The organism is Klebsiella sp. K-3, assembly GCF_051207495.1.
Lineage (GTDB): Bacteria > Pseudomonadota > Gammaproteobacteria > Enterobacterales > Enterobacteriaceae > Klebsiella > Klebsiella aerogenes.
This window is the reverse complement of record NZ_JBPNXF010000020.1, coordinates 1-15,297: the sequence shown is the minus strand read 5'-3', so window position 1 is coordinate 15,297 and position 15,297 is coordinate 1. Positions and strand designations below refer to the sequence as shown.

The following is a 15,297-nucleotide window of genomic DNA, read 5'->3' as shown; positions in this document are numbered from 1 at the left end:
ATCAGCCTCCGGCGATAACCTGAAAAAGCAGGACCCGATCGCCTTCCTGCAAGAGATGATCTTCCCACCGTTCGCGTGGCAGGATGTGTTGATTGAGCGCCAGCGCAACGCCCGGCTGGAGCTGTTCCAGTTGACTGAGCAGGGCGCTTACGCTGAGGTTGTCCGCGCATTCCAACGGTTCGTCGTTAAACCAGATTTGCATCATGGCCTCCGCATACCGGGCAGCCCTGGGCCTTTTGCAGCGCAAGGTTGCGCCAGTTGCTGGTGCGGGCGTCAAACAGCCGTAGCGTGTTGCGTGGCGTCGCCATGCCGCTAAGGAGCTTTATGGCCTCCAGCGCCTGCAGCGTTCCCATCATGCCGACGACCGGACCGACGATCCCCGCAGTGCGGCAGTTACGTTGCGGTTCGGCGGTGTCCGGCCACAGGCAGCGGTAGCAGCCCTGCGCCCACGGCGGCGTCAGCACCATCAACTGGCCGCCGAAGCCGACGGCGCTGGCGGTTACCAGCGGCGTCTCAAGGGCTACGCAGGCGGCGTTAATCGCCTGGCGGGCGATCATGTTATCGGTACAGTCCAGCACCACGTCGGCTTTCGCCACTTCGGCGCGCAACGCCTCGCCGCTTAAGCGCTGCTGTAGCGCCACGAGGCGGATTTGCGGATTGAGTTGGTTGAGCCGCGTCTTTGCCGCCGTGGCTTTTGGCTGGTCAATATCGTCGCTGGTGAACAGAATTTGTCGCTGCAGGTTGCTGAGATGCACCGCGTCGTCATCGGCCAGGGTCAGCGTCCCGACGCCGGCCCCCGCCAGATATAGCGCTGCCGGCGAACCTAAGCCGCCCAGGCCGATAATCAGCGCCCGGCTGGCTAACAGTTTCTGCTGTCCCTCAATGGCGATATCTTCCAGCAATAGCTGGCGGCTGTAGCGCATGAAATCGTGATCATTCATCGCCTGCTCCCGCCAGTGCTAACAGTTGTGCAGTGGCAGCCCGCCAGTCTGCTGCCTGGGTAATGGCGCTGACTACCGCGATGCTGCCAACGCCGGTCGCCAGTACGCCCGGCGCTTTTTCCAGACTGATTCCGCCGATCGCTACCGTCGGATAATCGGCCAGACGATGAATATGCCCGGCAAGCTGTTCGAGGCCCTGCGGCGCCGAAGGCATCTGTTTGGTTTGTGTCGGGAAGACGTGGCCCAGCGCGATGTAGGAAGGGCGCGCCGCCAGCGCGACGTCAATTTCCATGTCGTCGTGGGTGGAGACGCCAAGGCGCAGTCCGGCTTTACGGATGGCGCTCAGGTCGGTGGTTTCCAGGTCCTCTTGTCCCAGATGTACTCCGTACGCCTGGTGCTTAATCGCCAGTTGCCAGTAATCATTGATAAACAGTCGCGCGTGATAGCGGCGGCCAAGCGCGATGGCGGCGATGACGTCATCCTCCACATCGCTGTCGCGCTGGTCCTTGATCCGCAACTGAATGGTGCGCACGCCGGCTTCCAGCAGGCGCTCAATCCATGTCACGCTATCGACAACCGGATAAAGCCCGAGACGAAACGGTACGGGCGGAAAGTCAGGCTGGTACATCAGGCATTTTCCTTTTTCAGGTAGATTTCACCGCCGCGGGCGCGGAAGTTATTCGACATATCAGCCATGCCGGCCTCGATACTTTGCTTCGCGGCGTAGTCGCGGACCTCCTGGGTGATTTTCATCGAACAGAATTTCGGCCCGCACATGGAGCAGAAGTGGGCGACTTTGCCGGATTCCTGCGGCAGGGTTTCATCGTGATAGGCCCGCGCGGTAAAGGGATCGAGCGCGAGGTTGAACTGGTCTTCCCAGCGGAATTCGAAACGCGCTTTGGACATCGCGTTGTCGCGGATCTGCGCCCCGGGGTGGCCTTTAGCGAGGTCGGCAGCGTGGGCGGCGATTTTATAGGTAATCAGCCCCTGTTTTACATCCTCTTTGTTGGGCAAGCCGAGATGTTCTTTTGGCGTGACGTAGCACAGCATGGCGCAGCCAAACCAGCCAATCATTGCCGCGCCGATACCGGAAGTGAAATGATCATAGCCCGGCGCGATGTCGGTGGTGAGCGGCCCCAGCGTGTAGAACGGCGCTTCGTGGCAGTGCTCCAGTTCTTCGGTCATATTGCGGCGAATCATCTGCATCGGCACGTGGCCGGGGCCTTCAATCATCACCTGAACGTCATACTCCCAGGCGATTTTAGTCAGCTCGCCCAGCGTATGCAGCTCGGCGAACTGCGCCTCGTCGTTGGCATCCTGAATCGAGCCGGGGCGCAGACCATCGCCGAGGGACAGCGACACGTCATAGGCGGCGCAGATTTCACAGATTTCGCGGAAGTGCTGGTAGAGGAAGTTTTCCTGATGATGCGACAGGCACCACTTGGCCATGATCGAACCGCCGCGCGAGACGATACCGGTCAGCCGCTTCGCGGTCATCGGCACGTAACGCAGCAGCACCCCGGCATGAATCGTGAAGTAGTCGACGCCCTGTTCGGCCTGTTCCAGCAGGGTATCGCGGAAGGCTTCCCAAGTCAGGTTCTCGGCAATGCCGTTGACCTTCTCCAACGCCTGGTAAATCGGGACGGTACCAATCGGCACCGGGCTGTTGCGCAGGATCCATTCGCGGGTCTCGTGGATATAGCGGCCGGTGGAGAGGTCCATTACCGTGTCGGCGCCCCAGCGGGTTGACCAGACCAGCTTCTCGACCTCTTCTTCGATGGAAGAGGTCACCGCCGAGTTGCCGATATTGGCATTCACTTTCACCAGGAAGTTGCGGCCGATAATCATCGGCTCAGATTCCGGGTGATTGATATTGGCCGGGATGATGGCCCGCCCGGCAGCGACTTCATCGCGGACGAATTCGGCGGTAATGTTGTCCGGCAGGCGGGCGCCAAAGCCTTCTCCGGCATGCTGCTGGCGCAGCGCCTCGCTGCGGATACGCTCGCGGCCCATGTTTTCGCGAATGGCGATGAATGCCATCTCCGGGGTGACGATCCCCTGACGGGCGTAGTGTAGTTGCGTCACGCATTTGCCAGCGACGGCGCGTTTAGGGGTCAGCAGGCCGCCGAAGCGCAGTTCATCAAGGCCATCGTCGGCCAGCCGCGCTTTAGTGTAAGCCGAGCTGCGTTCGCTAAGCGGCGCGCAGTCGTTACGCGCGTCGATCCACGGTTGGCGTAGTTTGGCCAGCCCCTGGCGGACATCGATGTTGATCTCCGGGTCGCCATAAGGTCCGGAGGTGTCATACACCGGTATCGGTTCGTTGGCTTCGTACTGGGGGTTATCGTTATCACCGCCGATGAGCGTCGGGCTGAGCTGAATTTCACGCATTGGGACGCGGATATCGGCCTGTGAGCCTTGAATGTAGATGCGGCGAGAATTAGGAAAAGCGGTACCTTCCAGCGTATCAATAAATCGCTGCGCGTGTTCGCGTTGTTCCCGGCGGGTCAGTTTGGTAGTAGACATAGCGCATTCCAGTTACAAAAAAGGAGATGGCTTGTCAGACGACGGATGGAGTAACAGATGCGACCAGCCCGTAACGGGCAGGTGCGACCAGCAGTTTACTCTTGTTCCCTTCGCAGGTATTAGCCTGATCAGGTTCCGCGGATCCCGAATAAACGGTCTCAGCCTTTTCCACTTTAGTTTTCGTGTGGAAAATAGGCACTCCGACAAGATGAAATCCCTCCGCAGAGGGATAATGTATGTAAATTACTCGTTAACGGTTCACAACTCAAGCGGTCGGCGCGATATTGTCGCCAACGTTGTCTTTCCGATCGTGAGCGACGACCAGCGCCAGCAGCTTGTCCTCAAGCGCGAAGCGCGCCTCCAGCGATTCGCCGATATCTGACAGCGCCTGCTGAAATTCGAGATAGTTATCATGATCGATGGCGTTTTCGAGGCAGGTATCGTAGTAGTCCATCATCTGCTGGGTATTGGCTTCCAGCTGCGGGTAGATTTTGGTGGCGGCTAAAAGAGGGGTACTCCCTTCCATTTCTCCGATAATACGTTCATAAATATTAAAATGACCGGATGAGAGGTAATCCACCAGGCTTTGGCAAAAGTCATCCAGCGCCTTTTCATTAAGCCGCATAAAGGACTCTTTGCCGGGTTTCAGGCCAACCAGGTTGTAGTAAGCCACGAGCAAATGCTTACGCACAAGCAGCCAGCGATCGACCAGTTTGTTATTGCCTCCAACACGTTCCGTCAGGTTTTCCAGCTGGTTTAACATGATTGACTCCGCAAGATTAAAAATAACGTTGCTCAGCAAATGTAAATATAATGTTAAAAGTGCCAGTAAAACGAAGGTAGCGCAATAGATATGGATCGTATTATTGAAAAATTAGATCGCGGCTGGTGGATCGTCAGTCACGAACAAAAATTATGGCTTCCCGCAGGGGAATTACCACATGGCGAAGCGGTAAATTTTGATCTTGTCGGTGAACGCGCGCTACATCTCGGCGAGTGGCAAGGCGAAGCGGTGTGGCTGGTGCGCCAGGATCGTCGCCATGATATGGGATCGCTGCGCCAGATATTGGATCAGGATCCTGGGCTTTTCCAACTGGCAGGGCGCGGGATCCAATTGGCCGAGTTTTATCGATCGCATAAATTCTGCGGCTACTGCGGCCACCCGATGCATGTCAGTAAAACCGAGTGGGCGATGCTGTGCGGCCACTGCCGCGAGCGCTATTATCCGCAAATTGCCCCCTGCATTATCGTCGCCATTCGTCGCGACGATTCAATTCTGCTGGCGCAGCATACCCGCCATCGTAATGGTGTCCATACGGTGTTGGCCGGGTTTGTCGAAGTGGGCGAAACCCTTGAGCAGGCGGTCGCCCGCGAAGTGATGGAAGAGAGTGGAATTAAGGTGAAAAACCTACGCTATGTGACCTCCCAGCCGTGGCCCTTCCCGCAATCACTGATGACCGCCTTTATGGCTGAATACGATAGCGGCGATATTGTCGTGGATAAAAAAGAGCTGCTGAGCGCAGAGTGGTATCGCTATGACGATTTGCCGCTACTGCCGCCGCCGGGCACCGTAGCGCGACGCCTGATCGAAGATACGGTGGCGATGTGTCGGGCAGAGTACGAGTGACATGTTACACTGGGCGCATCAACGCTAAAGGAATGTAAAAATGACCGAACTGAAAAACGATCGTTACCTGCGTGCGCTGCTGCGCCAGCCGGTTGATGTCACCCCGGTGTGGATGATGCGCCAGGCGGGCCGCTATCTCCCGGAATATAAAGCCACCCGCGCGCAAGCGGGCGATTTCATGTCGCTGTGTAAAAATGCCGAGCTGGCCTGCGAAGTGACGCTACAGCCGCTGCGCCGTTACCCGCTGGATGCAGCGATCCTCTTTTCGGACATCCTGACCATTCCGGATGCGATGGGGCTGGGGCTGTACTTTGAAGCTGGCGAAGGCCCGCGCTTCACTTCGCCGGTGAAATGCAAAGCCGACGTCGACAAACTGCCGGTGCCGGACCCGGAACTAGAATTAGGCTACGTGATGAACGCCGTGCGCACTATTCGCCGTGAACTGAAAGGCGAAGTGCCGCTGATTGGTTTTTCCGGCAGCCCGTGGACGCTGGCGACCTACATGGTTGAAGGCGGCAGCAGCAAAGCCTTTACCGTCATCAAAAAGATGATGTACGCCGAACCGCAGGCCCTGCACGCGCTGCTGGACAAGCTGGCGAAAAGCGTCACCCTGTATCTGAACGCGCAGATCAAAGCGGGCGCGCAGTCGGTGATGATTTTCGACACCTGGGGCGGCGTGTTGACCGGCCGCGACTATCAGCAGTTCTCGCTCTACTACATGCATAAAATCGTCGATGGCCTGCTGCGGGAAAACGAAGGCCGTCGCGTACCGGTAACGCTGTTCACCAAAGGTGGCGGACAATGGCTGGAAGCGATGGCGGAGACCGGCTGCGATGCGCTGGGTCTCGACTGGACCACCGATATTGCCGATGCTCGCCGTCGCGTAGGCCACAAAGTGGCGCTGCAGGGCAATATGGACCCGTCGATGCTTTATGCCCCTGCCGCCCGCATTGAAGACGAAGTGGCTAACATTCTCGCCGGCTTCGGCCAGGGCGAAGGCCATGTCTTTAACCTTGGCCACGGCATCCATCAGGACGTCGACCCACAGCATGCAGGAGTCTTTGTTGAGGCGGTACATCGTCTCTCCGCGCAATATCACCAATAGGAGATAAGCATGATGGATTTAGCTGCGCTACGAACCCAACAGCAATCTTTAGCCGCGTCGGTAGAACGTGCGGACCGTTTGGATCGCGACCCGCCGGTGCTGATCGGCGGCGCCGATGTGGGGTTTGAGCAGGAGGGGGAAATTACCCGAGCTGCGATGGTGCTGCTAACTTATCCGGGGCTTGAACTGGTGGAGTATCAGGTGGCGCGCGTCGCCACCACGATGCCGTACATCCCCGGCTTTCTCTCCTTTCGCGAGACCCCCGCGCTGCTGGCGGCGTGGCAACAGCTATCGCAAAAGCCCGATCTGTTGTTCGTCGATGGCCACGGTATTTCACATCCCCGGCGGCTTGGCGTCGCCAGCCATTTTGGCCTGATGGTTGATGTGCCAACGATTGGCGTAGCGAAAAAACGTTTATGCGGCAAGTTTGAACCGCTCGGCGCCGAGCCCGGCGCGCTGGCGCCATTAATCGACAAAGGCGACCAGCTGGCCTGGGTCTGGCGCAGCAAAGCACGCTGCAACCCACTGTTTATCAGTACCGGCCACCGCGTAGGTATCGATAGCGCGTTAATGTGGGTGGAACGCTGTATGCAGGGCTATCGGCTACCCGAGCCGACGCGCTGGGCCGATGCCGTGGCGTCCCGTCGGCCTTCCTTTGTGCGTTGGCAAGCAAATCACGGCTGATTCAGGTACACTGCGCCTAATTTCTGACTTCGAGAATTCATCATGTTACAAAACCCGATTCACCTGCGCCTGGAGAAACTGGAGAGCTGGCAGCACGTCACCTTTATGGCCTGCCTGTGCGAGCGTATGTACCCCAACTACGCCATGTTCTGCAAGCAAACTGAGTTTGGCGACGGCCAGTTATATCGTCGTATCCTTGACCTGATCTGGGAAACGCTGACGGTAAAAGATGCGAAGGTGAATTTCGATAGTCAGCTGGAAAAGCTGGAAGAGGCGATTCCGTCCGCAGATGACTACGACATGTACGGCGTCTATCCGGCTATCGATGCCTGCGTCGCGCTGAGCGAATTAATCCACTCACGCCTGAGCGGTGAAACGCTGGAACATGCTATCGAGGTCAGTAAGACTTCCATTACTACCGTCGCGATGCTGGAAATGACCCAGGAAGGTCGCGAAATGACCGATGAAGAGCTCAGAGTCAACCCGGCGGTTGAACAAGAATGGGACATTCAGTGGGAGATTTTCCGCCTGTTGGCCGACTGCGAAGAACGCGATCTTGAACTGATTAAAGGGCTGCGCGCAGACCTGCGAGAGGCCGGCGAAAGCAATATTGGTATAAATTTTCAGCAATGAGACCACAAAACGTGATTTACCGCCTGAATTGTAGCGTCTGAAGACTTCCATTCCGCCCCCTGTCTGGTCTACATTTGGGGGGCGAAAAAAAGTGGCTATCGGTGCGTGTATGCAGGAGAGTGCTTTTCTGGCATTTCCGTCGCACTCGATGCTTAGCAAGCGATAAACACATTGTAAGGATAACTTATGAACAAGACTCAACTGATTGATGTAATTGCGGACAAAGCTGACCTGTCTAAAGCACAGGCAAAAGCTGCCCTGGAATCCACCCTGGCTGCAATTACCGAGTCTCTGAAAGAAGGTGATGCTGTTCAACTGGTTGGTTTCGGTACCTTCAAAGTGAACCACCGTGCTGAGCGTACTGGCCGCAACCCGCAGACCGGTAAAGAAATCAAAATCGCTGCAGCTAACGTGCCAGCATTTGTTTCTGGCAAAGCGCTGAAAGACGCAGTCAAGTAAGACCGCGTGGCAGTGTCCAGTTTTAACGAAGGGGCTTTTAAGCCCCTTTTGTCTAACTGGCGTCGCACGCTGACGCTGGCAGGTGCGCTATTGCTCACTGCCTGCAGCCATGATTCCTCACTTCCTCCTTTCACCGCCAGCGGCTACGCCGATAACCAGGGCGCGATGCGCATCTGGCGCAAAGATGCCGGCGATGAAGTGCACCTGCTTGCCGCCTTTAGTCCGTGGCACCGCGGCGACACCTCAACCAGCGAGTACCGCTGGCAGGATGGCCAACTAACGCTTATTGAACTCAATGTATACGGTAAACCGCCGGAACATATTCGCGCCCGCTTTGACGCCCAGGGCGAGCTGAGCTTTATGCAGAGGGAAGTCGACGGGCAGAAGCAGCAGCTTTCCAGCGACCAGGTTGCGCTGTACCGCTACCGCGCACAGCAAATCCGTGAAACCAGCGATGCATTGCGTCAGGGACGGGTAGTTTTACGCCAGGGGCGCTGGCATGCCGATCGTACCGTGACTACCTGTGAAGGCCAGACCGTGAAGCCTGACCTTGATGAGCGGGCATTAGCGCATATTGAACGCCGCCAGAATCACTCCTCCGTAGAGGTGAGCGTGGCGTGGCTGGAAGCACCGGAAGGCGCTCAGCTGCTGCTGGTGGCTAATGAAAACTTCTGTACCTGGCAGCCGAGCGAAAAATCGTTCTGAGTTTTACCAGTGGTTCATGCCCATATGACCACTGCCATTACCGCGGCAGCCGCCGTAACCCATACCCGCGCCGCGAGGAACGCCTGCTTCAGCCAGGGCGATATCAAATTTTATCCTCTGCTGATCCAACTGCTGGCTTAACGTTTCCATTTCCTTCGCCACGGCCTCAATTTTTCCGCTTTCTGGTTTTGGCGCAGTAAGCAGCGCATTGTACTCGTAGCGTTTGGACTGCAACTGCTGGCGCAGGGCGCTGGTCTGCGCATAGTAATTGTCATGTAGCTTCTGCACGGTCGCTTGCTGTTCCTGGGTGAGCTGGCTGTAACCCTGCGCGCCCATCCCGTTATTGTAGCCCCAGTGATGTCCGGCCCAGGCCGCGTGACTGCCAAAGGTCAGAGCGGCAAGCGCCACGAGGACGAGGGATAAAGTCGGTTTCCGTTTCATAGCGTGATCTCCTGTGTGGTTTCCCTCTGTGTTGCATCTTCCATGCCAGCCTGAAAAAGCGCGTCAATACCGGCCGGCCCGCGGCAAACGTGACTCTGGCGAGTAAAAATGACCCGTTGCGGCTGGAGTCAGCGAGTCATTTTTACTCGCTAAATCACCAGCGATATGTCTGAGGACAGGTTTCACGGTGTGGAAAAATGGCATGATTTCTGCTGATGGATCCTGGTGATAGCGAATAAGGACACGATAAGGACCCGCCCATGCCGCGCATTACTTCATGCTTCCGGGACGCCCTGAGCTGGTTACTGACCGGCTCGGTCGTCCTGTTGGTTATACTTTTTTCCGCGATGATCGTCCGCGATTATGGCCGGGAGACCACCGCCGCCCGGCAAAATATCGAAGAGAAGGGCGGTGTGCTGATCCGTGCGCTGGAGTCTGGCACGCGTGTCGGCATGGGGATGCGGATGCATCATGCGCAGCTGCAGGCGTTGCTGGAGGAGATGGCCTGGCAGCCCGGTGTGCTGTGGTTCGCGGTGACCGATGAAAACGGTAAAATTATCGCCCACAGCGATCCGCAGCAGGTGGATAAGGCGCTGTACAGTCCTGCGCAAATGCGTGAACTCAAGGTGGGCGAACAGGAGCGTTGGCGCCGGCTTGCCGAGCCGCAACCGGCGCTGGAAATTTATCGCCAGTTTCGCCCGCTCAACCCTGCTCGTGGTCACCATATGGGGATGATGAAGCGCTGCAACAGCGCGCTGGCTCAGCCCAATGTTCCACAGGTGATTTTTATCGCCTTTGATAGCCGCGAGCTGGATGCGGCGCAGGCCCGCGGCTTGCGTAATATGATGATCATGCTGGCGGCTGCGTCGCTGGTCATCGTCGCGACGATTCTCGCTCAGTTCTGGTTCCGCCGCTACCGTCGCTCACGCCAGCAGCTACAGGAGGCGATGGCTCGCAAAGAAAAACTGATGGCCCTTGGGCATCTGGCGGCTGGCGTCGCGCATGAGATTCGCAACCCACTTTCTTCGATTAAAGGACTGGCGAAGTATTTTGCCGAGCGTACGCCGCCGGGCGGTGAGGCGCAGGAGTTAGCGCTGGTGATGGCTAAAGAGGCCGATCGCCTGAACCGGGTCGTCAGCGAGCTGTTGGAGCTGGTTCGTCCAGCCCATTTAAACTACCAGCCGGTCGATATCAACGCGCTTATTCACCACTCATTGCAGCTGGTAAGCCAGGATGCGCAGAGTCGCGGGATCGCGCTGCAATTTACTCCGCGCCCTGAATTAACCTCGATTAAAGCCGACCCTGACCGTCTCAACCAGGTGCTGTTGAATCTGTATTTGAATGCGATGCAGGCTATTGGCCGTGACGGCGTCATTCGCGTATCGGCAAGCGAAGCCGAGCGGCGACGTGTGAAAATTGTCGTTAAGGATAGCGGTAAGGGGATGAGCGATGAAGAGCTGCAGGCTATCTTCACCCCTTATTTCACCACCAAAGCGGACGGAACAGGGCTGGGGCTGGCGGTGGTACAGAATATTATCGAACAACATGGCGGGACGATCCGCGCCGAAAGCCAGCCGGGGGCCGGAGCGATATTTACGCTTTGGCTGCCGGTGGATGCTCAACGGAGGGAAGATGAGCAGCGATAAAGTACAGATTCTGGTTGTCGATGATGACGTCAGCCATTGCACGATTCTGCAGGCGCTGCTGCGTGGCTGGGGCTATCAAGTGGCGTTAGCCCACAACGGCCTGCAGGCGTTAGAACAGATCCATCGGCAGGTCTTCGACCTGGTGCTGTGCGATATCCGCATGGCGGAGATGGACGGTATCGCGACATTAAAAGAGATCAAAGCCTATAACCCGGCGATTCCGGTATTGATCATGACGGCGTTCTCCAGCGTCGGCACGGCGGTTGAGGCTATTAAGTCGGGCGCGCTGGATTATCTGGTCAAGCCACTGGATTTTGACACTCTACAGCAGACGCTGGTTCAGGCGCTGGCGCACACCCGGCAGAGCGAGAGCGATCTCAGCGCCTCGTCAGATTTACGATGGGGCATGATTGGCGATAGCCCGGCAATGCAGGCGCTTATCAACAATATTACGCTGGTGGCGCCCTCGGACGCGACGGTGCTGATCTGCGGCGAATCGGGAACCGGTAAAGAACTGGTGGCGCGCGCTATCCACGCCTGCAGCGAGCGTCGTGACAAGCCGCTGGTGACGCTGAACTGCGCAGCGCTCAATGAGTCTCTGCTGGAGTCCGAGCTGTTCGGCCATGAAAAAGGGGCTTTTACCGGCGCGGAACGGCGGCGGGAAGGGCGTTTTGTCGAGGCGGATGGCGGCACGCTGTTTCTTGATGAAATTGGCGATATCTCGCCGCTGATGCAGGTGCGTCTGCTACGGGCGATTCAGGAACGCGAAGTGCAGCGAGTTGGCAGTAATCAGACGCTTTCTGTCGATGTTCGGCTAATTGCCGCCACCCATCGTAATCTGGCGGAGGAGGTGAGCGCCGGGCGCTTTCGCCAGGATCTCTATTATCGCCTGAACGTTGTAACCATTGATATGCCGCCGCTGCGTCAACGGCGTGAAGATATTCCACCGCTGGCGCAGCACTTTCTTAAGCGCTATGCCGAACGCAATCGTAAAACGGTGCAGGGATTTACGCCGCAGGCGATGGACCTGTTGATTCACTACGGTTGGCCGGGGAATATCCGCGAACTGGAAAATGCGGTGGAGCGGGCGGTGGTGCTGCTAACCGGAGACTATATTTCCGAGCGTGAACTGCCGTTGGCGATAGCGGGCACGCCGCTGCCGGTCACTGGCAACGATGAGGCGCTGATTCAGCCATTAGTGGAAGTTGAAAAAGAAGTCATACTGTCGGCGCTGGAAAAAACGGGCGGCAACAAAACTGAAGCCGCCCGTCAGTTAGGCATTACGCGTAAAACGCTGCTGGCAAAACTCAGCCGTTAGTTTTCTCACGCGCGATGGCGCGCCAGCCAATATCGTTACGGCTAAAGCTGCCGTCCCAGCGAATATCGGTCAGCAGTTCATAGGCGCGTTGTTGCGCCTGTGCCACGGTGTCACCCAGCGCGGTGACGCACAGTACGCGCCCGCCGTTGGTGACCACGCGCTGGTCGTCAGACAGTTTGGTGCCGGCGTGGAAGACTTTACCGTCTACCGCTTCCTGCTGCGGCAGGCCGTGGATCTCATCGCCCGTGTTGTAGCTGCCCGGATAGCCGCCGGCGGCAACCACGACGCCCAACGAAGCGCGGTCATCCCACTCGGAAGTTTTCTCGTCCAGCTTGCCCGCGCAGGCGGCAAGGCACAGCTCGACCAGATCGGATTTCATGCGCAGCATGATCGGCTGGGTTTCCGGATCGCCAAAGCGGCAGTTGAACTCAATAACCTTCGGGTTGCCCTGCTTGTCTATCATCAGACCGGCATACAGGAAACCGGTATAGGTGTTTCCTTCAGCGGCCATACCTTTAACGGTTGGCCAGATAATCCGCTCCATGGTGCGCTGATGGACTTCATCAGTGACTACCGGCGCCGGGGAGTAAGCGCCCATGCCGCCGGTGTTCGGGCCGGTATCGCCGTTGCCGACGCGCTTGTGATCCTGGCTGGTGGCCATCGGCAGGACGTGCTCGCCGTCGACCATGACAATAAAGCTGGCTTCTTCGCCATCGAGGAATTCTTCAATCACGATGCGGTGGCCTGCATCACCAAAGGCGTTACCGGCCAGCATATCTTTCACCGCCGCTTCGGCTTCCTCAAGGGTCATCGCCACGATAACGCCTTTACCTGCCGCCAGACCGTCGGCTTTGATGACGATCGGCGCGCCTTTCTCGCGCAGGTAAGCCAGCGCAGGTTCAACTTCGGTGAAGTTCTGGTATTCCGCCGTCGGGATATGATGACGAGCGAGGAAATCTTTGGTGAAGGCTTTGGAACCTTCCAACTGCGCGGCGCCCTCGGTTGGCCCGAAGATGGCGAGCCCAGCGGCACGAAACGCGTCCACTACGCCAATGACCAGCGGCGCTTCCGGGCCTACGATCGTCAGATCGATTTTCTCATCCTGCGCGAAACGTAGCAGGGCCGGAATATCGGTGACGCCGATGGCGACGTTTTGCAGCGCCGGCTCCAGCGCGGTGCCCGCGTTACCCGGCGCGACATAGACGGTATCAACCAGCGGCGACTGGGCCGCTTTCCAGGCCAGCGCGTGTTCACGCCCGCCGTTGCCGATTACTAATACTTTCATCTGCTGCTCCGTGAATTAATGGCGGAAGTGGCGCATGTCGGTGAAGATCATGGCGATACCATGTTCGTCCGCGGCGGCAATCACTTCTTCGTCGCGGATAGAACCGCCCGGTTGGATAACGCAGGTGATGCCTACTGCGGCTGCGGCATCAATGCCGTCGCGGAACGGGAAGAAGGCGTCAGAAGCCATGGCGGAGCCTTTCACTTCCAGACCTTCGTCACCGGCTTTAATCCCGGCAATTTTCGCTGAGTAGACGCGGCTCATCTGACCGGCGCCTATCCCGATGGTCATATTATCTTTGGCATAAACGATGGCGTTGGATTTGACGAATTTCGCCACTTTCCAGCAGAACAGCGCATCGCGCAGCTCTTGCTCGCTCGGCTGACGTTTGCTGACCACGCGCAGTTCGCCCGCGGTGACCATACCAAGATCGCGGTCCTGAACCAGCAGGCCGCCATTAACACGTTTGAAATCGAGACCCGCGACGCGAGTATCCCATTGGCCGCAGACCAGTACGCGGACGTTCTGCTTAGCGGCGGTGATTTTCAGCGCTTCTTCGCTGGCGGATGGCGCGATGATCACCTCAACGAACTGGCGAGAGATGATCGCCTGCGCGGTTTCAGCATCCAGCTCGCGGTTAAAGGCGATGATGCCGCCGAATGCGGAGGTTGGATCGGTTTTGTAAGCGCGATCGTAGGCGTCGAGGATCGAGTCGCTAACGGCAACGCCGCACGGGTTGGCATGCTTAACGATAACGCAGGCCGGTTCGTTGAACTCTTTTACGCATTCCAGCGCCGCATCGGTATCGGCAATGTTGTTATAGGAGAGCGCTTTGCCCTGCAGCTGGGTGGCGGTAGCTACGGAAGCTTCTTTTACATTCTCTTCTATATAGAAGGCAGCCTGCTGATGGCTGTTTTCACCGTAGCGCATATCCTGCTTCTTAATGAAGTTCAGATTCAGGGTTCGCGGGAAACGACCAGCGGCTTCTTTGCTTTCGCCGTGATAGGCCGGGACCATGCTGCCAAAGTAGTTAGCGATCATGCTGTCGTAAGCGGCGGTATGTTCGAAGGCTTTAATGGCGAGATCGAAGCGGGTGTCCAGCGTCAGGGAACCTTCGTTGGCGTCCATCTCATTAATGATGGCGTCGTAGTCGCTGCTCTTAACCACGATAGCGACGTCTTTATGGTTCTTCGCTGCGGAGCGCACCATAGTCGGGCCGCCGATATCGATGTTTTCCACCGCGTCTTCCAGCGAGCATCCTTCACGAGCGACGGTCTGGGCGAACGGGTAAAGGTTAACGACAACCATATCGATAGGCGCGATATCGTGTTGCTGCATGATACCGTCATCCTGACCGCGACGACCGAGGATGCCGCCGTGTACTTTCGGATGCAGGGTCTTCACGCGTCCATCCATCATTTCCGGGAAACCGGTGTAGTCAGAGACTTCGGTAACCGGCAGGCCTTTATCTGCCAGCAGGCGAGCGGTGCCGCCGGTGGACAGCAGCTCGACACCACGAGCGGAAAGCGCCTGCGCGAATTCGACGATACCGGCCTTGTCAGAAACACTGAGCAGAGCGCGGCGGACTGGACGACGTTGTTGCATGGTATTAAATCCCCAGGATTTGAACATTACAGAGAGCGTTAGGTGAGTTTTTGCCTAAAAACTCACCTAACGCACCCAACCGGGCATCCGTGTCATAGCGCGGCATTGTAACGAAAACGTTTGCGCAACGCTCGCGAATTTTTATCTTTCTCTTTTAGCCGATGGTTCTCTCCTTATATGACAATGGATGTACCGGGGTTTAAGCCGTGTTTTGCCGTGTGTCTGTGGATAATTCTGTGTGTAAAAGGGTATAAAGCGGGGTTTTGCTGGGGAATGCAGCAGTCAGTCATTTTTCTGCAATTTTTCTATTGCAGGCGCTCGAGAA

General features: G+C 57.3%; 16 protein-coding genes and 1 riboswitch. Of the genes, 8 read left to right on the top strand and 8 right to left on the bottom strand.

The genetic code is table 11. The annotated features are described in order from the left end of the window. Position 1: 1 nt before the first annotated feature. The 5 genes from thiS to ACSEMK_RS23120 form a co-directional block, all read right to left on the bottom strand. Entirely contained in the window at positions 2–202 is a 201-nt protein-coding gene (thiS, locus tag ACSEMK_RS23140; RefSeq protein WP_087859256.1) for a sulfur carrier protein ThiS, read from the bottom strand. After that, a complete protein-coding gene (locus ACSEMK_RS23135; protein WP_087859257.1) occupies positions 186–941 on the bottom strand; it encodes a HesA/MoeB/ThiF family protein in 756 nt (251 codons plus the stop codon). The genes thiS and ACSEMK_RS23135 overlap by 17 nt, the downstream gene beginning before the upstream one ends. After that, positions 934–1,569 carry a thiamine phosphate synthase gene (gene thiE, locus ACSEMK_RS23130; protein WP_087859258.1) on the bottom strand — a complete coding sequence of 212 codons (636 nt, stop codon included), beginning with the start codon at positions 1,567–1,569 and terminating at the stop codon, positions 934–936. The genes ACSEMK_RS23135 and thiE overlap by 8 nt, the downstream gene beginning before the upstream one ends. Further along, positions 1,569–3,464, bottom strand: coding sequence for a phosphomethylpyrimidine synthase ThiC (thiC, locus tag ACSEMK_RS23125; protein WP_271032412.1), 1,896 nt, complete (start codon positions 3,462–3,464; stop codon positions 1,569–1,571). The genes thiE and thiC overlap by 1 nt, the downstream gene beginning before the upstream one ends. An 88-nt stretch (positions 3,465–3,552) precedes the next feature. Then, positions 3,553–3,677: riboswitch (TPP riboswitch) on the bottom strand. A gap of 52 nt (positions 3,678–3,729) precedes the next feature. After that, a complete protein-coding gene (locus ACSEMK_RS23120; protein WP_047067104.1) occupies positions 3,730–4,227 on the bottom strand; it encodes an Rsd/AlgQ family anti-sigma factor in 498 nt (165 codons plus the stop codon). Positions 4,228–4,317: 90 nt separating this feature from the next. On the opposite strand from ACSEMK_RS23120, the gene nudC reads away from it, so the two are divergent. From nudC to ACSEMK_RS23090, 6 genes are all read left to right on the top strand, one after another. After that, positions 4,318–5,091 carry an NAD(+) diphosphatase gene (gene nudC / locus ACSEMK_RS23115; protein ID WP_271032413.1) on the top strand — a complete coding sequence of 258 codons (774 nt, stop codon included), beginning with the start codon at positions 4,318–4,320 and terminating at the stop codon, positions 5,089–5,091. A 40-nt stretch (positions 5,092–5,131) separates the two neighbouring features. Further along, positions 5,132–6,196, top strand: a complete 1,065-nt coding sequence (hemE, locus tag ACSEMK_RS23110) for a uroporphyrinogen decarboxylase (protein ID WP_430915538.1) — start codon at positions 5,132–5,134, stop codon at positions 6,194–6,196. 12 nt (positions 6,197–6,208) lie between these two features. Next, positions 6,209–6,880 (top strand): deoxyribonuclease V, encoded by a 672-nt coding sequence (gene nfi, locus ACSEMK_RS23105; protein WP_015704015.1) that lies wholly within the window; start codon positions 6,209–6,211, stop codon positions 6,878–6,880. 42 nt (positions 6,881–6,922) lie between these two features. Then, positions 6,923–7,513, top strand: coding sequence for a YjaG family protein (locus ACSEMK_RS23100; RefSeq protein WP_058674285.1), 591 nt, complete (start codon positions 6,923–6,925; stop codon positions 7,511–7,513). A gap of 186 nt (positions 7,514–7,699) precedes the next feature. After that, positions 7,700–7,972 (top strand): nucleoid-associated protein HU-alpha, encoded by a 273-nt coding sequence (gene hupA / locus ACSEMK_RS23095; protein ID WP_002884342.1) that lies wholly within the window; start codon positions 7,700–7,702, stop codon positions 7,970–7,972. Positions 7,973–7,984: 12 nt separating this feature from the next. Continuing rightward, positions 7,985–8,677: a DUF1481 domain-containing protein gene (locus ACSEMK_RS23090; protein ID WP_032706796.1), complete on the top strand. Its 693-nt coding sequence runs from the start codon at positions 7,985–7,987 to the stop codon at positions 8,675–8,677. A gap of 3 nt (positions 8,678–8,680) precedes the next feature. On the opposite strand, the gene zraP is transcribed toward ACSEMK_RS23090, so the two are convergent. Beyond that, positions 8,681–9,118, bottom strand: a complete 438-nt coding sequence (zraP, locus tag ACSEMK_RS23085) for a zinc resistance sensor/chaperone ZraP (RefSeq protein ID WP_430915539.1) — start codon at positions 9,116–9,118, stop codon at positions 8,681–8,683. 260 nt (positions 9,119–9,378) lie between these two features. Here zraP and zraS point away from each other — a divergent pair, with 260 nt between their 5' ends. Further along, complete coding sequence (zraS, locus tag ACSEMK_RS23080) at positions 9,379–10,764, top strand: two-component system sensor histidine kinase ZraS (RefSeq protein ID WP_430915540.1); 1,386 nt, start codon at positions 9,379–9,381, stop codon at positions 10,762–10,764. Continuing rightward, positions 10,751–12,082, top strand: coding sequence for a sigma-54-dependent response regulator transcription factor ZraR (zraR, locus tag ACSEMK_RS23075; protein WP_113375061.1), 1,332 nt, complete (start codon positions 10,751–10,753; stop codon positions 12,080–12,082). The genes zraS and zraR overlap by 14 nt, the downstream gene beginning before the upstream one ends. On the opposite strand, the gene purD is transcribed toward zraR, so the two are convergent. Both purD and purH read right to left on the bottom strand, forming a co-directional pair. Next, positions 12,072–13,367 carry a phosphoribosylamine--glycine ligase gene (gene purD, locus ACSEMK_RS23070; protein WP_087859264.1) on the bottom strand — a complete coding sequence of 432 codons (1,296 nt, stop codon included), beginning with the start codon at positions 13,365–13,367 and terminating at the stop codon, positions 12,072–12,074. The two genes, zraR and purD, sit on opposite strands and share 11 nt — an antisense overlap. 15 nt (positions 13,368–13,382) lie before the next feature. Then, positions 13,383–14,972 (bottom strand): bifunctional phosphoribosylaminoimidazolecarboxamide formyltransferase/IMP cyclohydrolase, encoded by a 1,590-nt coding sequence (gene purH, locus ACSEMK_RS23065; RefSeq protein ID WP_087859265.1) that lies wholly within the window; start codon positions 14,970–14,972, stop codon positions 13,383–13,385. Positions 14,973–15,297 lie beyond the last annotated feature (325 nt).

Coding starts and splice junctions, on each gene's coding strand:
- thiS (WP_087859256.1), bottom strand. CDS start 202: ATGCAAATCTGGTTTAACGACGAACCGTTGGAATGCGCGGACAACCTC.
- ACSEMK_RS23135 (WP_087859257.1), bottom strand. CDS start 941: ATGAATGATCACGATTTCATGCGCTACAGCCGCCAGCTATTGCTGGAA.
- thiE (WP_087859258.1), bottom strand. CDS start 1,569: ATGTACCAGCCTGACTTTCCGCCCGTACCGTTTCGTCTCGGGCTTTAT.
- thiC (WP_271032412.1), bottom strand. CDS start 3,464: ATGTCTACTACCAAACTGACCCGCCGGGAACAACGCGAACACGCGCAG.
- ACSEMK_RS23120 (WP_047067104.1), bottom strand. CDS start 4,227: ATGTTAAACCAGCTGGAAAACCTGACGGAACGTGTTGGAGGCAATAAC.
- nudC (WP_271032413.1), top strand. CDS start 4,318: ATGGATCGTATTATTGAAAAATTAGATCGCGGCTGGTGGATCGTCAGT.
- hemE (WP_430915538.1), top strand. CDS start 5,132: ATGACCGAACTGAAAAACGATCGTTACCTGCGTGCGCTGCTGCGCCAG.
- nfi (WP_015704015.1), top strand. CDS start 6,209: ATGGATTTAGCTGCGCTACGAACCCAACAGCAATCTTTAGCCGCGTCG.
- ACSEMK_RS23100 (WP_058674285.1), top strand. CDS start 6,923: ATGTTACAAAACCCGATTCACCTGCGCCTGGAGAAACTGGAGAGCTGG.
- hupA (WP_002884342.1), top strand. CDS start 7,700: ATGAACAAGACTCAACTGATTGATGTAATTGCGGACAAAGCTGACCTG.
- zraP (WP_430915539.1), bottom strand. CDS start 9,118: ATGAAACGGAAACCGACTTTATCCCTCGTCCTCGTGGCGCTTGCCGCT.
- zraS (WP_430915540.1), top strand. CDS start 9,379: ATGCCGCGCATTACTTCATGCTTCCGGGACGCCCTGAGCTGGTTACTG.
- zraR (WP_113375061.1), top strand. CDS start 10,751: ATGAGCAGCGATAAAGTACAGATTCTGGTTGTCGATGATGACGTCAGC.
- purD (WP_087859264.1), bottom strand. CDS start 13,367: ATGAAAGTATTAGTAATCGGCAACGGCGGGCGTGAACACGCGCTGGCC.
- purH (WP_087859265.1), bottom strand. CDS start 14,972: ATGCAACAACGTCGTCCAGTCCGCCGCGCTCTGCTCAGTGTTTCTGAC.